At 61.1% G+C, this 15935-nt stretch carries 10 protein-coding genes; 6 read left to right on the forward strand and 4 right to left on the reverse strand.

Going from position 1 to position 15935, the window contains the following annotated elements:
* Positions 1–136 precede the first annotated feature (136 nt).
* Entirely contained in the window at positions 137–1153 is a 1017-nt protein-coding gene (locus tag AC13QY_RS12830) for an SPFH domain-containing protein (RefSeq protein ID WP_145316072.1), read from the forward strand.
* Position 1154: 1 nt separating this feature from the next.
* Positions 1155–1613, forward strand: coding sequence for an NfeD family protein (locus tag AC13QY_RS12835; RefSeq protein ID WP_113330415.1), 459 nt, complete (start codon positions 1155–1157; stop codon positions 1611–1613).
* Here the strand turns inward: AC13QY_RS12835 and AC13QY_RS12840 are convergent, their stop codons facing one another.
* Positions 1614–2609 carry a KpsF/GutQ family sugar-phosphate isomerase gene (locus AC13QY_RS12840; protein WP_113395273.1) on the reverse strand — a complete coding sequence of 332 codons (996 nt, stop codon included), beginning with the start codon at positions 2607–2609 and terminating at the stop codon, positions 1614–1616. It lies immediately after the preceding gene.
* A 197-nt stretch (positions 2610–2806) separates the two neighbouring features.
* Here AC13QY_RS12840 and AC13QY_RS12845 point away from each other — a divergent pair, with 197 nt between their 5' ends.
* Entirely contained in the window at positions 2807–4324 is a 1518-nt protein-coding gene (locus AC13QY_RS12845; protein ID WP_488493550.1) for an outer membrane beta-barrel protein, read from the forward strand.
* Positions 4325–4416: 92 nt separating this feature from the next.
* Here the strand turns inward: AC13QY_RS12845 and galU are convergent, their stop codons facing one another.
* A complete protein-coding gene (gene galU / locus AC13QY_RS12850; RefSeq protein WP_095435793.1) occupies positions 4417–5304 on the reverse strand; it encodes a UTP--glucose-1-phosphate uridylyltransferase GalU in 888 nt (295 codons plus the stop codon).
* Between the two features lie 203 nt (positions 5305–5507).
* Between galU and AC13QY_RS12855 the strand changes: the two genes are divergently transcribed.
* From AC13QY_RS12855 to AC13QY_RS12865, 3 genes are all read left to right on the forward strand, one after another.
* Positions 5508–6731 (forward strand): lytic murein transglycosylase, encoded by a 1224-nt coding sequence (locus AC13QY_RS12855; RefSeq protein ID WP_113355024.1) that lies wholly within the window; start codon positions 5508–5510, stop codon positions 6729–6731.
* Positions 6732–6811: 80 nt separating this feature from the next.
* Positions 6812–8002 (forward strand): SGNH/GDSL hydrolase family protein, encoded by a 1191-nt coding sequence (locus AC13QY_RS12860; RefSeq protein WP_113395275.1) that lies wholly within the window; start codon positions 6812–6814, stop codon positions 8000–8002.
* Positions 8003–8241: 239 nt separating this feature from the next.
* A complete protein-coding gene (locus AC13QY_RS12865; RefSeq protein WP_113389191.1) occupies positions 8242–8991 on the forward strand; it encodes an aminoacyl--tRNA ligase-related protein in 750 nt (249 codons plus the stop codon).
* A gap of 64 nt (positions 8992–9055) precedes the next feature.
* Here AC13QY_RS12865 and AC13QY_RS12870 read toward each other — a convergent pair whose 3' ends face one another.
* Together AC13QY_RS12870 and gltB are read right to left on the reverse strand one after the other, a co-directional pair.
* Entirely contained in the window at positions 9056–10510 is a 1455-nt protein-coding gene (locus AC13QY_RS12870; RefSeq protein WP_113330492.1) for a glutamate synthase subunit beta, read from the reverse strand.
* Between the two features lie 177 nt (positions 10511–10687).
* Complete coding sequence (gltB, locus tag AC13QY_RS12875; RefSeq protein ID WP_488486918.1) at positions 10688–15412, reverse strand: glutamate synthase large subunit; 4725 nt, start codon at positions 15410–15412, stop codon at positions 10688–10690.
* Positions 15413–15935: the final 523 nt, after the last annotated feature.

Genomic DNA, 15935 nt, shown 5'->3' on the forward strand with positions numbered 1-15935 from the left:
CTTGCTGAGAACATGCTAACCCACCACATAAGATTGAGCTGCCGCCTCGTGAGCTCGACCGAGCATAGCGAGGCCGAACGGTGGCGGTTTAGGCGACGCGAGCCTGCTCATACAGCCGCGTCCATGGAGGAGTTCGATGGTAGTGGGTGGTTTCAGCATCGTTGTGATTGCCTTGGTGGTCTTCGTCATTCTGGTGCTGTTTGCGGGCATCAAGACCGTACCTCAGGGCTATCGGTACACAGTTCAGCGCTTCGGCCGCTATATCCGCACGCTGGAACCGGGGCTCAACCTGATCGTGCCCTTCATCGAAACAATCGGGGTGCGGATGAACGTGATGGAGCAGGTGCTGGCCGTGCCGACGCAGGAGGTCATCACCAAGGACAATGCGAGCGTATCCGCTGATGCAGTCGCTTTCTTCCAGGTGCTGAATGCGGCGCAGGCCGCCTATCAGATCACCAATCTGGAAACCGCGATCCTCAATCTCACAAAGACCAATATCCGTTCCGTCATGGGCTCTATGGATCTGGACGAGCTTCTGTCCAATCGCGATGCCATCAACGAACGACTGCTGCGCGTGGTCGATGAGGCGGTAGAGCCCTGGGGCATCAAGGTAACACGCGTCGAAATCAAGGACATCCAGCCGCCGAAAGACCTGGTTGACGCCATGGGCCGACAGATGAAGGCCGAACGCGAAAAGCGCGCCCAGGTCCTGGAGGCGGAAGGCCTGCGCAACGCGCAGATCCTCCGCGCTGAGGGTGCAAAGCAGGCAGCCGTGTTGCAAGCCGAAGGCCAGCGCGAGGCTGCCTTCCGCAACGCCGAGGCGCGCGAGCGCCTGGCCGAGGCCGAAGCCAAGGCGACCCGCGTCGTATCCGAAGCGATTGCCGAGGGTAACGTGCAGGCGATCAACTATTTCGTTGCCCAGAAATACACCGAAGCCCTGAGCGCGATCGGCTCCGCCAGCAATTCGAAGATTGTCCTCATGCCGATGGAGGCGAGCTCCATCATCGGCTCTCTTGGCGGTATCGGCGCTATCGCGCGCGAAGTCTTCGGCGACAATGGCGATGGCAATGGCGCGACGCAACCGGCCCGGCCACGCTCCGGCCCCGTCCGTACAACGCCAACGATCAATCCGCTGCCACCGAAGGAGAGCTGAGATGTTCGACAATCTCATCGTCGAACTCGGCCCCTGGAGCTGGTGGCTCGCCGGTCTGGCGCTGCTTGCCGCCGAACTCGTCTTGCCCGGCTTCTTCTTGGTATGGATCGGGCTCGCCGCGATCATCGTCGGCGCCTTGTCGCTTCTGTTTTGGGAAAGCAGCTTCTGGGTCTGGCAGGTTCAAGGGCTGGTCTTCGCCGCCATGGCTGTTATCGTCACCCTGCTCGGCCGCCGCTATCTCTATAACAACAACCAGGTGACCGACGAGCCGTTCCTGAACCAGCGCGGTGCCAGCCTTGTCGGGCGCACGGCAACGCTCGACCAGCCGATAGCCGAAGGCCGTGGGCGCATTCGCCTCAATGACACTTATTGGACGGTCAACGGACCGGACTTGCCGGTCGGCACCCGCGTCAAAGTGGTCGCCAGCAACGGCCGCGAGCTCACCGTCGAGCCTGTCTGATCAGGCAACGCCGATCCGCAGCAGATCGTGGAAATGCACGACACCGATCGGCCGGCGTGCTTCATCGATGACCAGGAGAGCCGAAATATTGTGACGATTGAGCACGGCCATGGCGCTCGTCGCCAGCGTCGTTTCCTTCACCGTCTTCGGATTGGGGGTCATCACCTCATCCACCAGCTTCTCCGCGAGGCTGGTGCCGAGATTGCGGGCGATATCGCCATCGGTGACGATGCCGCACAGGCAACCGTCATCATCGACCACGCCGACGCAGCCGAACCGCATCTTCGATAGCGTCATCGCCGCTTCCGGCATACCGGTTCCGAGCTTGACGAGCGGCACACGGTCGCCCTTGTGCATGATATCGGCCACGTGCGAGAGGCTGGCGCCGAGTTTGCCGCCCGGATGGAAGGTGCGGAAATCCTCGGCGGTAAAGCCGCGTGCTTCCAGAAGAGCGACGGTCAGCGCATCGCCGATCGCAAGCTGCAGCAGCGTCGATGTCGTCGGCGCCAGACCGTGCGGGCAGGCCTCCTGCTCCCTAGGCAGCAGCAGCACAACATCCGATTCACGCGCAAGCGTAGAAGTCTCGCCGGCAGTGATGGCGATCATCGGGATCGAGAAGCGGCGGGAATAACTGATGATGCCGCGCAGCTCGGCGCTCTCGCCGCCCCAGGAGATGGCAATGATGACATCATCCTGGGTAATCATGCCGAGATCGCCGTGATTGGCTTCGACAGGATGCACAAAGAAGGCCGGCGTTCCGGTGGATGCCAGACTTGCGGCAAGCTTGTTGCCGATATGGCCACTCTTGCCGACGCCGGTGATCACGACACGGCCGGAGATATCGCCGATGATCTCCACCGCACGGCTGAAGGGCTCCGCCAGACCATTGGTCAGGGCGCGTTCCAGCGCTTCCATGCCCCGTCTCTCGGTCTCGATCGTTCGCATTGCGGATTCGATCGCACCGTTCTCGATGAGTCTTACAGCTCTCTTATTCATGAGCGAGGCCTAACGCTTTTCTGCAAATCTGTCCACCAAAGATCGACTTATGGCGATACGACAGCCTGCAGCGCCTTCCCGACAAATATTATCGAACCCTTTCTTGTCGCCATCACTTGGCAACCAAGCGTTAACCACGCGGCTTTACACTTGGGTAAGAATTTAGGTCATTTCCAGCAGGGTCAGATATAAACAACATGGGCATCGGCAAGGACAAGGCGGGTCATGGTGCCTTCCGGCTGGCGGCATGGGCGACCTCCGCCGTGCTCGGCTGGGGTATCGCATTTGCCGCACCGCTGCCGGTCAACGCGCAATCCTTGCCATCCGACCAGAACGCCGACGATACCTTGCCAGCGTCGACGACGGCATCTCCGACCGATCCGAATGCCGCACCCAACACCGACAACCAGGCGGCCACGCCAACAAACCAGGCGTCGACCTCCAGCGACGCACCCTTGAACGCGCCGCTGCGCCTCACCGGCATCGACCCTACAACCACCGGCTCGACGCTGGATAACGATCTGCGCCGCGTGAACCTGCGCGAACCAAGCGTTGATGACCTGAGAGCCCGCCGGTATCCGGATCGGGCAGATGCACAGGGCATCCCGCTCGGCACCTTCACTCTGAAGCCTTCGATCAACCAGTCGATCAACATCGAGCGGGATCGCACCGGCGACACCAAGGATAACCGCGGCTTTTTGCAGACCGACTTGCGCAGCACCCTGACTTCGGACTGGGACAGACATGCCCTGACCGTCACCGGTGAGGGCGTCTGGCAGAAGAACATCAGCGGCACCGGCGAGGAAAAGCCAACCGTCAACCTCAATGCCGACCTGCGTCTGGATCTTCCCGCCGACACGACTGCGCATGTCACCGCCGGCTATCAATTCTACCGTGAGGACACGAGCGATCCGAATGCGATTGCCGGCGCCTCGAAGCAATCCGCCGTCAACCAGTACACGGCCGGGCTCTCGTTGGAACGCGATTTCGGCCTGCTGCGCGGCACGACGGCCGTGGCGCTGACACGCAGCGTCTATTCTGACGCCGTGCTTTCGGATGGGACGACGGTCACCCTCAGCGATCGCAATCAGACGGCCGGAACCTGGCGCGGCCGCATCGGCTACGAGCTGTCGCCCGCCATCATTCCCTTCGTCGAAGTCACTCTCGGTCGCGCCGTCTACGATCAGACGCGCGACAGCAACGGTTATGCCCGCTCGAACCAGAGCTATGGCGGCAAGGGCGGTGTCGAATTCGACCTCGGTGAAAAATTCAAGGGCGAGCTGGGCTTCGGCTACCAGCACACACAATTCGACGATTCGCGCCTGGGCTCGGTCGACTCACCGACGATCGACGGCAGCCTCGCCTGGTCGCCGCAGCGCGGCACCGATATCAGCGTCGGCCTTTCGACGACCGTACAACCGTCGACCACGGCCGGCCTCAGCGGCTACACCGCTTATCAGCTCACGAGCACCATAAGCCATCAGCTGCGCGACGATCTCACCGCCAAGCTGACGGGAGGCCCGACGTGGCGCAATTACCCCTCCAATGGCAGCGCCGCCGACGAAATCGAATACGACGCCGCTTTCGGGCTAACCTGGGGGATCAACCGTTACCTCGATCTTACCAGCAATGTCGGTTATCAGCTGACAACGAGGGATGTGGGCGACAACACTCGGCAGTTCCAAGCCGGCCTTGGTTTGACGGTAAAACGCTAGACACCGCCTTCGCTCAGATCCAAACTACCCGCTCAAATGAATCGAGGCCCAGCATATGCCAGGCCTCAAGATTTTCTCAAAAGGTCGGAGCCCTATTTCAGGGCTGCGATCAGCGCCTTGAACTCGTCCTCAATGGTCGGGCGGATGTCGTCACGCGCCAAGGCGAAGGCGACGTTGGCAAGGATGAAGCCGTCCTTTGCGCCACAGTCGAACGTCTGGCCCTGGAAGTGATAGCCGGCGAAATCCTGCGTCTTGGCAAGCTTCAGCATGCCATCCGTCAGCTGGATCTCGTTGCCGGCGCCGCGCTCCTGACTTTCGAGGATACGGAAGATTTCCGGCTGCAGGATGTAGCGACCGTTGATAAAGAAGTTGGACGGAGCCGTGCCCTTGGCCGGCTTTTCGACCATTTCCGTGATGCGGAAGCCGCTGCCGATCGTCTCGCCGACGCCAACGATACCATACTTATGGGTCTGATCAGGCGCACATTCCTCGACGGCGATGACATTGCCGCCGCTATGCTCATAAAGCTCGATCATGCCCTTCATGCAGCCCTTTTCGGCGCGCATGACCATGTCGGGCAGCAGCAGCGCAAAAGGCTCGTCGCCGACGATCTCGCGGGCGCACCAGACGGCGTGACCGAGACCGAGCGGCTCCTGCTGGCGTGTGAAGCTTGCCGTGCCGGCCTTCGGCAGCAGGCCGCTCAGCAGCGACAATTCGGCATTCTTGTTACGCTGGCGCAGCGTCTGCTCAAGCTCGAACTGAATATCGAAATAATCTTCGATAACATGCTTGCTGCGGCCGGTGACGAACACGAAATGCTCGATGCCCGCTTCCATCGCCTCGTCGACGACATACTGTATCACCGGCTTATCCACGACGGTCAGCATTTCCTTCGGCACCGCCTTGGTCGCCGGCAAGAACCGCGTCCCTAGTCCGGCGACCGGAAATACTGCCTTACGAACCTTCTTATGCTGTCCCACGCATACCTCCTGGGCATTAAATCAGTTGGCACAAAGCCATTCTAAAGGTCAGTAGATTAGATTTGCTACTGTTTTGCAAATAATGACTGACGCAAACTTCCATGGTAAAGAATTTGTTGACTTCGTTCGTTTAGCGTCACGCATGGGCCGATGCAACGCGCATCGCCGCACCGAAATCCAACGATTGATGGACAAGGCTGTAGATGACCGTAAACCGCAAACACTCCCTTCGTGGTCTCGCTCTGGCGCTCGCGCTCGGCGCCTTGGCAGGATTCCTTCCCGTTAACGCCAATGCTGACCCTGGGTTCCAGAAATGGATCGCGGGCTTCTACGCCACCGCCGCAAAGAGCGGCATTACGCAATCCACCTATCGCAATGCATTTGCCGGCGTAACCGACCCAGACCCCACGGTGCTTGAAAAGGCGCAATACCAGCCGGAATTCAAGTCCCAGATCTGGGATTACCTCGACTCCCGTGTCAATCCCTATACGGTCGATATTGGCCGCAAGATGGCGGTCAAGTACGGGTCCACACTGCGCACGCTCGAACAACATTTCGGCGTCGATCGCAATATCATGCTGGCCATCTGGTCGATGGAGTCGAATTACGGCGAGGTTCTCGCCAAGAACGATCGGCTGCATTATGTCCCCCGCGCGCTGGCGACCCTTGCCTATGCCGATCCGAAGCGGGCGAACTACGCCAAGAAGCAGCTCATCGCCGCCCTGAAAATCCTGCAGAAGGGCGATATCTCGCGCAAGGACCTGAACGGCTCCTGGGCCGGCGCCATGGGCCATACGCAGTTCATTCCAACGAGTTATCTGCTCTATGCCGTCGATGCCGATGGCAGCGGCCATGCCGATATCTGGAATTCCGTTCCGGACGCCCTGGCGACAACAGCCAATCTTCTCGCCAAGAATGGCTGGGATACCGGGCGCACCTGGGGCTATGAAGTGGTCGTGCCCGCGGGTGGCAGCGCCCAGGCCGGCAAGACGCACACCATCGCGCAATGGGCCGCCCTCGGCTTCGTGCGTCCCAACGGCAAGGCTTTCCGCACGACCTCCGACCGTGCGCAGTTGAAGATGCCCGGCGGGCCGAACGGTCCCGGCTTCCTGATGACCGGCAACTTCTTCACCATCAAGCGCTACAACGCCTCCGACAGCTATGCATTGGCCGTCGGTCTGCTCGCGGACCAGATCGCCGGATATGGCGGCATGCAGCAATCCTGGCCGCGTCCGAGCGGCGCGCTCGACGTCAAGCAGAAATTCGAACTGCAGACGCGTCTGAAGGAGCTCGGCTATTATGACGGTGTGGTCGACGGGAATTTCGGCTCGGGCTCGAAGGCCGCAATATCGGCTGTCCAGCAGCGCATGGGTATGGATGCGGACGGCGAGCCTTCGATGAGCCTGCTGAAAGCATTGCGCAAGTAGGCCGCCTCCAGCGAATCCGGGATCGCCAGGACGATGAACTCGTCATTTCGCGGCCCGGACTCGTGAGCGGAAAAGAAGCGATGATGAAACACTCTGCCCGCGCGACCACCGCAACTCTAAGGATTGTTCTGACGGCATTTCTCAGCGTCGTCATCGCGTTTGGCTGCCTGCAGAATATGGCGCAGGCGCAGGAGCGGCCGCGGCGGAACCTGTTCGATATGCTGTTCGGCACCCGCGAGCCCGATTACCCGGATCAGCCCATCGAGCAGCCGCCGCCACGGCGCAAGGTGCAGCCGAAAAAGCGGCCGACCCCGCCGCCGCGCCAGCCAGTCGCGCAGCCGGAAACGCCACCGCCCGCAGAAAAGCTCCCCGATGCCAAGACCATCCTTGTCGTCGGCGATTTTCTGGCAAGCGGCTTGGCAACCGGGCTGGAGGATGCCTTCTCCACCTCCCCCGGCGTCGTCATCCAGTCCCGCGGCAACGTCGCCTCCGGTCTCGTGCGGCAGGATTATTACAATTGGCCGCAGCAATTGCCTGGCATGATCGATCAGCTGAAACCGGCCATGGTCGTCGTCATGATCGGCGCCAACGACCGCCAGCAGATGATCGGCGACGGGCTCAACGAGAAATACGGCACCGACCCGTGGTTCCTTGCCTATGAAGAGCGCGTGCAGCAATTCGCCAAACTGGTGACGAGCCGTCATATTCCGCTGCTCTGGGTTGGCCTGCCCTCCTTCGGCTCCGATCAGCTGACCGCCAGCGCTGTTAAGCTCAACCAGATCTATCAAAGCCAGACCACCAGCGTCGGCGGTGAGTTCATCGACATATGGGACGGATTTACCGACCAGAACGGCGAATTCATCGTGACCGGCTCCGATATCAACGGCCAGCAGGTCCGGTTGAGAACGGCCGACGGCGTCAATCTGACGGCAGCCGGCAAGCGCAAGGTCGCCTTCTATCTGGAGAAATCCGCACGCCGGATCCTGGGCGATCAGGCAAGCCCGGACATCACGCGCCTGGACACGGGCAATCCGTTGCCGGCGCAACAGGCCAATCTTCCCGGCGCAGAACCGGAAAAGATTACCCGCACGCAGCCGATGAGCCTCTCCGATCCCGATCTCGACGGCGGCTCGCAGCTTCTCGGCAGCAGCCCTGCTCCTGCCGCAACGACTTCATCGCCACGCGATCTTCTGGTCGAGAAGGGGCTGATGGACCCGGCGCCTGTCGGCCGCGTAGACGACTACCGATTGCCGGGATCGGTTGCACGATAGGCGACCTGGAGGCGGTTTGACAACGCGGCGCCCCGCCAATAGAAGAACTGCATGAGCACCAAAAGCGCAGATCAGATCGATCGTTACCGCACCTGCCCGCAGGTTGCGGTTTTGCGCGCTTTCTCCGGCCGAGGTCTCCGCGTCCAGTCGTGACAGCCGGAGGCGTTGATGCGTCCGGCGGCTGCTGGACGTAAAGCCCTCAACCTCAAGACTTCAACGTTGCCCATGGAGAATGGCACGTGCTCAATATCTATAACGTCAATTCGCTCGTTCACTGGGAAGAGCGGGACATTAAACTGCGCGACGATTTCATCCGCTTCTTTTCCGATGAAGTCGCGAACTTCCTGCGATCGGCAAATCCCGCCTGGAGTATGCGAAGGGTCGAAGCACCGACTCTGATGCCTCGAAACCTCGTTTCGGACGCCTATTCCAACTCAGACATATGGGTGCAGGAGCAAATGTCGAACACCGAGACCGAACTTGTGCTGCGGCCGGAAACGACATCTTCAACCTATGCCTACATGCAGCATCTTCTCGGAAACCATTCCAGAACAAGGCTGCCACTATGCGTCTGGCAGGCGGGAAAATCCTATCGCCGGGAACAGGACCAACCGAGCAAGCATGTGCGGCTCAAGGAGTTCTGGCAGCTCGAATTCCAATGCGCCTTCACCACCGATAGCGGCAACGATTATCACTCTGCCTCCCTTGAACCGGTCCGCCGGATGATCGCCTCGGTCGTCCATCTGCCGACACGGATCGCCCCATCCGATCGGCTTCCGGCCTATTCCGAGGTGACGATGGATATCGAGGTCGATAACGGCGATAAATGGATGGAGGTCTGCTCGATCTCGAAACGCACGGATTTCCCTCAGCGCTACCGCAGCCAGCCGAAGAAGGGGGCCGCGATAGACCATGACGTCACGGTGCTCGAAATCGCCATCGGCCTCGATCGCTGCATCTACAACTGGAATATCGCCGCAAGCCGTTAACGACAAAGGCCGGATTCATCGAGAACCCGGCCTTCAATAACTTTGCGCGAACGGACAGCGAAACTTAGTTCGGCAGAACCGTCGAACCCATCAGAGCCTCGTCGATCGCGCGGGCGGCCTGACGGCCCTCGCGGATCGCCCAGACCACCAGCGACTGGCCGCGGCGGACGTCACCGGCTGTCCAGAACTTGTCGATCGAAGTCTTGTAGTCCCTGTCGTTGGCAACGACGTTGGTCGAGCCGCGGCGATCCGTGTTCAGCGTCAGCTTGCCGTCGAGTTCCTTGAGCACGCTGTCGGTGAACGGACCGCGGAAGCCGATGGCGATGAAGGCGAGGTCGGCGCGGATGACGAATTCCGTGCCGGCGATCGGCTTGCGGCGCTCATCCACTTCGCAGCACTTCACGCCCGTCAGCACGCCATCTTCGCCGATGAATTCCAACGTTGCGACCTGGAATTCGCGAACCGCGCCTTCGGCCTGCGAGGACGAGGTGCGCATCTTCGTTGCCCAGAACGGCCAAACGGCGAGCTTGTCTTCCTTCTCCGGCGGTTGCGGCCGAATGTCGAGCTGGGTCACCTTCACCGCGCCCTGGCGGAATGCCGTGCCGACGCAGTCGGATGCCGTATCGCCACCGCCGACGACGACGATGTGCTTGCCGCCAGCCAGGATCGGATCGGCGGGCCAGCCGACGCTGTCGATATTTTCGCGGCCGACGCGGCGGTTCTGCTGCACGAGATAGGGCATGGCGTCATGGACGCCTGCCAGCGTCGTGCCGGGAATGCCGGCTTCGCGCGGGGTTTCCGAGCCGCCGCAATAGAGCACGGCATCGTGCTCCGCCAGAAGCTGCTCGACCTTGACATCGACGCCGACATTGACGCCGCAATGGAAGGTGACGCCCTCGCCCTTCATCTGCTCGACGCGGCGATCGATGAAGTTCTTCTCCATCTTGAAGTCCGGGATACCATAGCGCAGCAGGCCGCCGGGCTTGCTTTCGCGCTCATAGACATGGACGTCGTGACCGGCGCGGCCGAGCTGCTGGGCGGCTGCCATGCCGGCAGGGCCAGAGCCGATGATCGCGACCTTCTTGCCCGTATGCACGGTTGCCGGCTGCGGGCGGATGAAGCCCAGCTCATAGGCCTTGTCGGCAATCGCCTGCTCAACAGTCTTGATGGCGACCGGCGCATCTTCCAGGTTCAGCGTGCAGGCTTCCTCGCAGGGCGCAGGGCAGACACGGCCGGTGAATTCCGGGAAGTTGTTGGTCGAATGCAGGTTGTGGATCGCCTGCTCCCAATTGTTGTTGTAAACGAGGTCGTTCCAATCGGGGATCTGGTTGTGCACCGGGCAGCCGGTCGGACCGTGGCAATAGGGAATGCCACAGTCCATGCAGCGAGCTGCCTGTTTCTGCACTTCCTGGTCCGACATGGGGATCGTGAATTCACGGAAATGCCGGATGCGATCCGACGCCGGCTGATACTTCGCCACCTGCCGGTCGATTTCCAAGAAGCCTGTTACCTTGCCCATGCTTTCGTTTCCTCACTCAAAAAGAGGAGCTCATGGCTCCCGTGCCTGAGGGTCATCTCGGTTTCCCTGTCCGGCACTTTAATTCAAATCCGATTCCGCTATTCGACAGTCGCGATCGCCATGATGGCGATCGCAATGCGAGGCGAAACCCTCGGCTGGTTTCAGAACCGGGACGGATTATTCCGCCGCCACGCTCATCCGGCTACGTTCCATTTCCTCAAGGGCACGGCGGTACTCGACCGGCATGACCTTGCGGAATTTCGGGCGGTAGTCGGCCCAGTGATCGAGGATCTCCTTTGCTCGCGTCGAGCCGGTATAGTGGACGTGGTTCGAAATCAGCTGGAAGAGGCGCTCTTCATCATGGCGTGTCATGTCATCGGAGACGTCGACGCGTCCCTTGTGCATGATGTCGCCACCGTGATGATGCAGCTTCTCCAGCAGCTCGTCTTCCTCCGGAACCGGCTCCAGCTCGACCATCGCCATGTTGCAGCGACGGGCGAAATCGCCCTTTTCGTCGAGAACATAGGCCACGCCGCCCGACATGCCGGCCGCGAAGTTGCGGCCGGTTTCGCCGAGCACGACGACGACGCCGCCGGTCATATATTCGCAGCCGTGGTCGCCCACGCCTTCGACGACCGCGATCGCGCCCGAGTTTCTGACCGCGAAGCGCTCGCCCGCGACACCGCGGAAATAGCACTCGCCCTCGGTCGCACCGTAGAGCACGGTATTGCCGACGATGATCGAGTTTTCGGCGACGATCTTCGAATTTTCGGGCGGACGGATGATGATGCGGCCGCCCGAAAGGCCCTTGCCGACATAGTCATTGCCGTCGCCGACGAGGTTGAAGGTGACGCCGCGTGCGAGGAACGCACCGAAGGACTGACCGGCGGTGCCCCTCAGGGTGACGTTGATCGTGTCGTCCTTCAGGCCGCGATGGCCATAGCGCTTGGCAACCGCACCCGACAGCATGGCGCCGGCCGAACGGTCGACGTTCTTGATGTCGACTTCAAAGGCGACCGGCGTCTTGGAAGACAGGGCAGGTTCAGCCTTCTCGATCAGCTTGCGATCGAGAATGTCGTCGATCGGGTGCTTCTGCACGGTCGTCCAATAGGTCTCTTCCTTCGGCGCATCGACCTTGTGGAAGATACGGCTGAAATCGAGGCCCCTCGCCTTCCAGTGGGCGAGCATGTCGTCCTTCTCCAGAAGCTCGGAAGCGCCGATGATATCATCCAGCTTGGCAACGCCGAGCGAGGCCAGGATCTCGCGCACTTCTTCGGCCACGAAGAAGAAGTAGTTGATGACATGCTCCGGCGTGCCCTTGAAGCGCTTGCGCAGAACCGGGTCCTGGGTGGCGACACCAACCGGACAGGTGTTGAGATGGCACTTGCGCATCATGATGCAGCCGGCAGCGATCAGCGGCGCGGTCGCAAAGCCGAATTCGTCGGCGCCGAGCAGCGCGCCAATGATGACATCACGGCCGGTCTTCAGACCGCCGTCCACCTGCAGGGCGATACGCGAGCGCAGCCCGTTCAGCACCAGCGTCTGCTGGGTCTCGGCAAGGCCGATCTCCCAAGGCGAACCGGCATGCTTCAGCGACGTCAGCGGCGAAGCGCCGGTGCCGCCATCATAGCCCGAGACGGTGATGTGGTCGGCGCGCGCCTTGGCGACGCCGGCGGCAACCGTGCCGACGCCGACTTCCGAGACGAGCTTGACCGAGACATCCGAGGTCGGGTTGACGTTCTTCAGATCGTAGATCAGCTGTGCCAGATCTTCGATCGAATAGATATCATGATGCGGCGGCGGCGAGATGAGGCCGACGCCCGGTGTGGAATGCCTGGTCTTGGCAACCGTCGCATCGACCTTGTGGCCGGGCAACTGGCCGCCTTCGCCGGGCTTGGCACCCTGCGCGACCTTGATCTGCAGCACGTCGGCATTGACCAGATACTCGGTCGTCACGCCGAAACGGCCGGAGGCGATCTGCTTGATGGCGGAACGTTCCGGGTTCGGCGAGCCGTCGAAGAGCGGCATGTAGCGGTCGGCTTCCTCGCCGCCTTCACCGGTGTTCGACTTGCCGCCGATGCGGTTCATGGCGATGGCCAGCGTCGTATGCGCCTCGCGACTGATGGAGCCGAAGGACATGGCGCCCGTCGAGAAGCGCTTGACGATATCGGCCGCCGGCTCGACCTCGTCGATCGAGATCGGCTTGCGGCCGAGGGATTCCGCACCCCTAATCTTGAAGAGGCCGCGGATGGTGTTCATCCGAAGCGCCGACTCATTGACCATTTCCGAGAATTCGCGGTAGCGGTCCTCGGCATTCCCGCGCACTGCATGCTGAAGGGCAGCGACCGCATCCGGCGTCCAGGCATGGCTTTCGCCGCGCATGCGGTAGGCATATTCGCCGCCGATGTCGAGCGTGCTTGCCAGCAGCGGATCGCGGCCGAAAGCAGCCTTGTGACGGGAGACGGTTTCCTCGGCGATCGTCTCGAGACCAATGCCTTCGATCATCGTCGCTGTGCCGAAGAAATACTTGTCGACCAGCTCCTGCTGCAGGCCCACAGCATCGAAGATCTGCGCACCGCAATAGGACTGATAGGTCGAGATGCCCATCTTCGACATGACCTTGAGGATGCCCTTACCGACAGCCTTGATGTAGCGGTAGACGACCTCGGTCGCGTCCACTTCCTTCGGGAATTCGCCGCGCTGATGCATGTCGAGCAGCGTGTCGAAGGCCAGATAGGGGTTGATCGCTTCCGCGCCGTAGCCGGCCAGCAGGCAGAAATGATGCACTTCACGCGGCTCGCCGGTTTCGACGACGATACCGACCGAGGTGCGCAGCCCCTTGCGGATCAGGTGATGGTGCACGGCAGCCGTCGCCAGCAGCGCCGGGATCGCGATGCGGTCCGGTCCGATCTGGCGGTCTGACAGCACGATGATGTTGTAGCCGCCACGAACGGCCGCTTCCGCCCGCTCGCAGAGACGGTCGAGCATCTCGGGCATGCCTTCGGCACCGCGTTCGACATCATAGGTGAAGTCGAGCGTCTTGGTGTCGAAGCGATCCTCGGTGTGACCGATCGAGCGGATCTTTTCGAGATCGCCGTTGGTCAGGATCGGCTGGCGCACTTCCAGACGCTTGGCGTTGGCCATGCCGGTATGGTCGAGCAGGTTGGGGCGCGGGCCGATGAACGACACCAGGCTCATGACCAGCTCTTCGCGGATCGGATCGATTGGCGGGTTCGTCACCTGCGCGAAGTTCTGCTTGAAGTAGGTATAGAGCAGCTTCGGCTTGTCCGACATCGCCGAGATCGGCGTATCCGTGCCCATGGAACCGACGGCTTCCTGCCCCGTCGTCGCCATCGGCGACATCAGGAGCTTGGTGTCTTCAGCCGTGTAGCCGAAGGCCTGCTGGCGGTCGAGCAGCGACACGTCGCGACGCAGCGCCCGCGGCTCCACAGGCTTCAGGTCTTCCAGGATCAGCTGCGTGCGGTTCAGCCAGCTGCGATAGGGATGCTTGCCTGATAGTTCCGACTTCACCTCGTCGTCGGAGATGATACGGCCCTTTTCCATGTCGATCAGCAGCATCTTGCCCGGCTGCAGGCGCCACTTCTGGATGATCTTCTCTTCCTCGACAGGCAGAACGCCGGCCTCGGACGCCATGATGATGCGGTCGTCGCTGGTGACGAGATAGCGGGCTGGACGCAGGCCGTTACGGTCGAGCGTCGCGCCGATCTGCTTGCCATCGGTGAAGGCGACGGCGGCCGGGCCATCCCATGGCTCCATCAGGGCGGCATGATACTCGTAGAACGCCTTGCGTTCCGGCGCCATCAGCTGGTTGCCGGCCCAAGCTTCGGGGATGAGCATCATCATGGCATGCGCCAGTGAGTATCCGCCGCGCACGAGGAACTCGAGCGCGTTGTCGAAACAGGCGGTGTCCGACTGACCTTCATAAGAGATCGGCCAGAGCTTGGAGATATCCTCGCCGAAGAGCGGCGAAGAGACCGAAGCCTGGCGGGCGGCCATCCAGTTGACGTTGCCGCGCAGCGTGTTGATTTCGCCGTTATGCGCGACCATGCGGTAGGGATGGGCAAGCTTCCATGACGGGAAAGTGTTGGTCGAGAAACGCTGGTGCACGAGCGCAACCGCCGTCTCGAAGCGCGGATCGGAGAGGTCCTTATAATAGGCGCCCACCTGATAGGCGAGGAACATGCCCTTGTAGACGATGGTCGAGCTCGACAGCGACACGGGGTAGAAGCTGCTCTCCTCGCCCTCATATTCCGCATAGATGCGATTGGAGATTACCTTGCGCAGGGTGAAGAGGCGGCGCTCGAATTCCTCGTTCGTGCCGGCATCGCGGCCGGCGCCGATAAAGACCTGCACATGATGCGGCTCGGTGGCGGCAATATCGGGCGCCTTCGACAGGGAGGAGTTGTCGACCGGCACGTCGCGGAAGCCGAGCAGCACCTGGCCCTCTTCGGCAACGACCTGCGTGATCGCAGTCTTGAAATGCTCGATCAGCGCTTCGTCACGCGGCAGGAAGAAATGGCCGACGCCATATTCGCCCGCCTTCGGCAGGATGACACCCTGCTTCGCCATCTCCTCACGGAAGAAGCGATCGGGAATCTGAACGAGAATGCCCGCGCCATCGCCCATCAGCGGATCTGCGCCGACAGCACCACGATGCGTCAGGTTTTCGAGAATGAACAGGCCGTCGCGCACGATCTGGTGCGACTTCTGGCCCTTCATGTGCGCGACGAAGCCGACGCCGCAAGCGTCATGCTCGTTGCGCGGATCGTAAAGGCCCTGTTTCGGCGGGATGCCAACAGCGCGTTTCGACGTCTTGGCCGTAGCGGCAGTATTCACTGCAGCAGTCTGGTCAAAACTCGTCAACGTCGTCCTGTTCGTCATGGTCTTCCCTCCGGTAAGGCCCGCGTCGCGGGCGCTCCTTCGTCCCGCGCGGTCCGTTTCCGGGGCCGACGCGCGACAGCGCTGTTGCATTGTGAAGATCCGGCCGCGAACCGCAGCTCCTTTAAGTGGAGCCCGTCGTCAGCGTTCCGCGCCCTGCTATTCCACCGCCGCATTGCCCGCGCCTCAAAAGGCTCGAAAGGGCATGCTCCTAGTAACTATAGCTCGAAATCCCGACATCGTCAGGACCCTGGGGGCACATCTTCGGCCTCGGCGGCCAAAATAGGACAGCAACCCTGTCCTAATTCATCAGCTCTATGCCAGAAAGCTTACGCCTTCGCAAGAGCAAAACGGCAAAATTTCGTCAACGAAAGACGGAAGATTGCCTTTGTTGCAGGAATAGAGCAATAAAGTTTCGCTGCGGCGCATCATTTTATTTGTTGATTGCGTCAATCAATTTCTGTGATGCATTCTTCAAACTCATGCTCTTGATAGGTTTTTGCATTGGCGTAATGTCCCGCCGACC

The organism is Martinezella sp. CNPSo 3795 (assembly GCF_057784475.1).

What these genes read in the sequence shown, in the direction of transcription:
- AC13QY_RS12830 (WP_145316072.1), top strand. Translation starts at nt 137, where the DNA reads ATGGTAGTGGGTGGTTTCAGCATCGTTGTGATTGCCTTGGTGGTCTTC.
- AC13QY_RS12835 (WP_113330415.1), top strand. Translation starts at nt 1,155, where the DNA reads ATGTTCGACAATCTCATCGTCGAACTCGGCCCCTGGAGCTGGTGGCTC.
- AC13QY_RS12840 (WP_113395273.1), bottom strand. Translation starts at nt 2,609, where the DNA reads ATGAATAAGAGAGCTGTAAGACTCATCGAGAACGGTGCGATCGAATCC.
- AC13QY_RS12845 (WP_488493550.1), top strand. Translation starts at nt 2,807, where the DNA reads ATGGGCATCGGCAAGGACAAGGCGGGTCATGGTGCCTTCCGGCTGGCG.
- AC13QY_RS12855 (WP_113355024.1), top strand. Translation starts at nt 5,508, where the DNA reads ATGACCGTAAACCGCAAACACTCCCTTCGTGGTCTCGCTCTGGCGCTC.
- AC13QY_RS12860 (WP_113395275.1), top strand. Translation starts at nt 6,812, where the DNA reads ATGATGAAACACTCTGCCCGCGCGACCACCGCAACTCTAAGGATTGTT.
- AC13QY_RS12870 (WP_113330492.1), bottom strand. Translation starts at nt 10,510, where the DNA reads ATGGGCAAGGTAACAGGCTTCTTGGAAATCGACCGGCAGGTGGCGAAG.
- gltB (WP_488486918.1), bottom strand. Translation starts at nt 15,412, where the DNA reads ATGACGAACAGGACGACGTTGACGAGTTTTGACCAGACTGCTGCAGTG.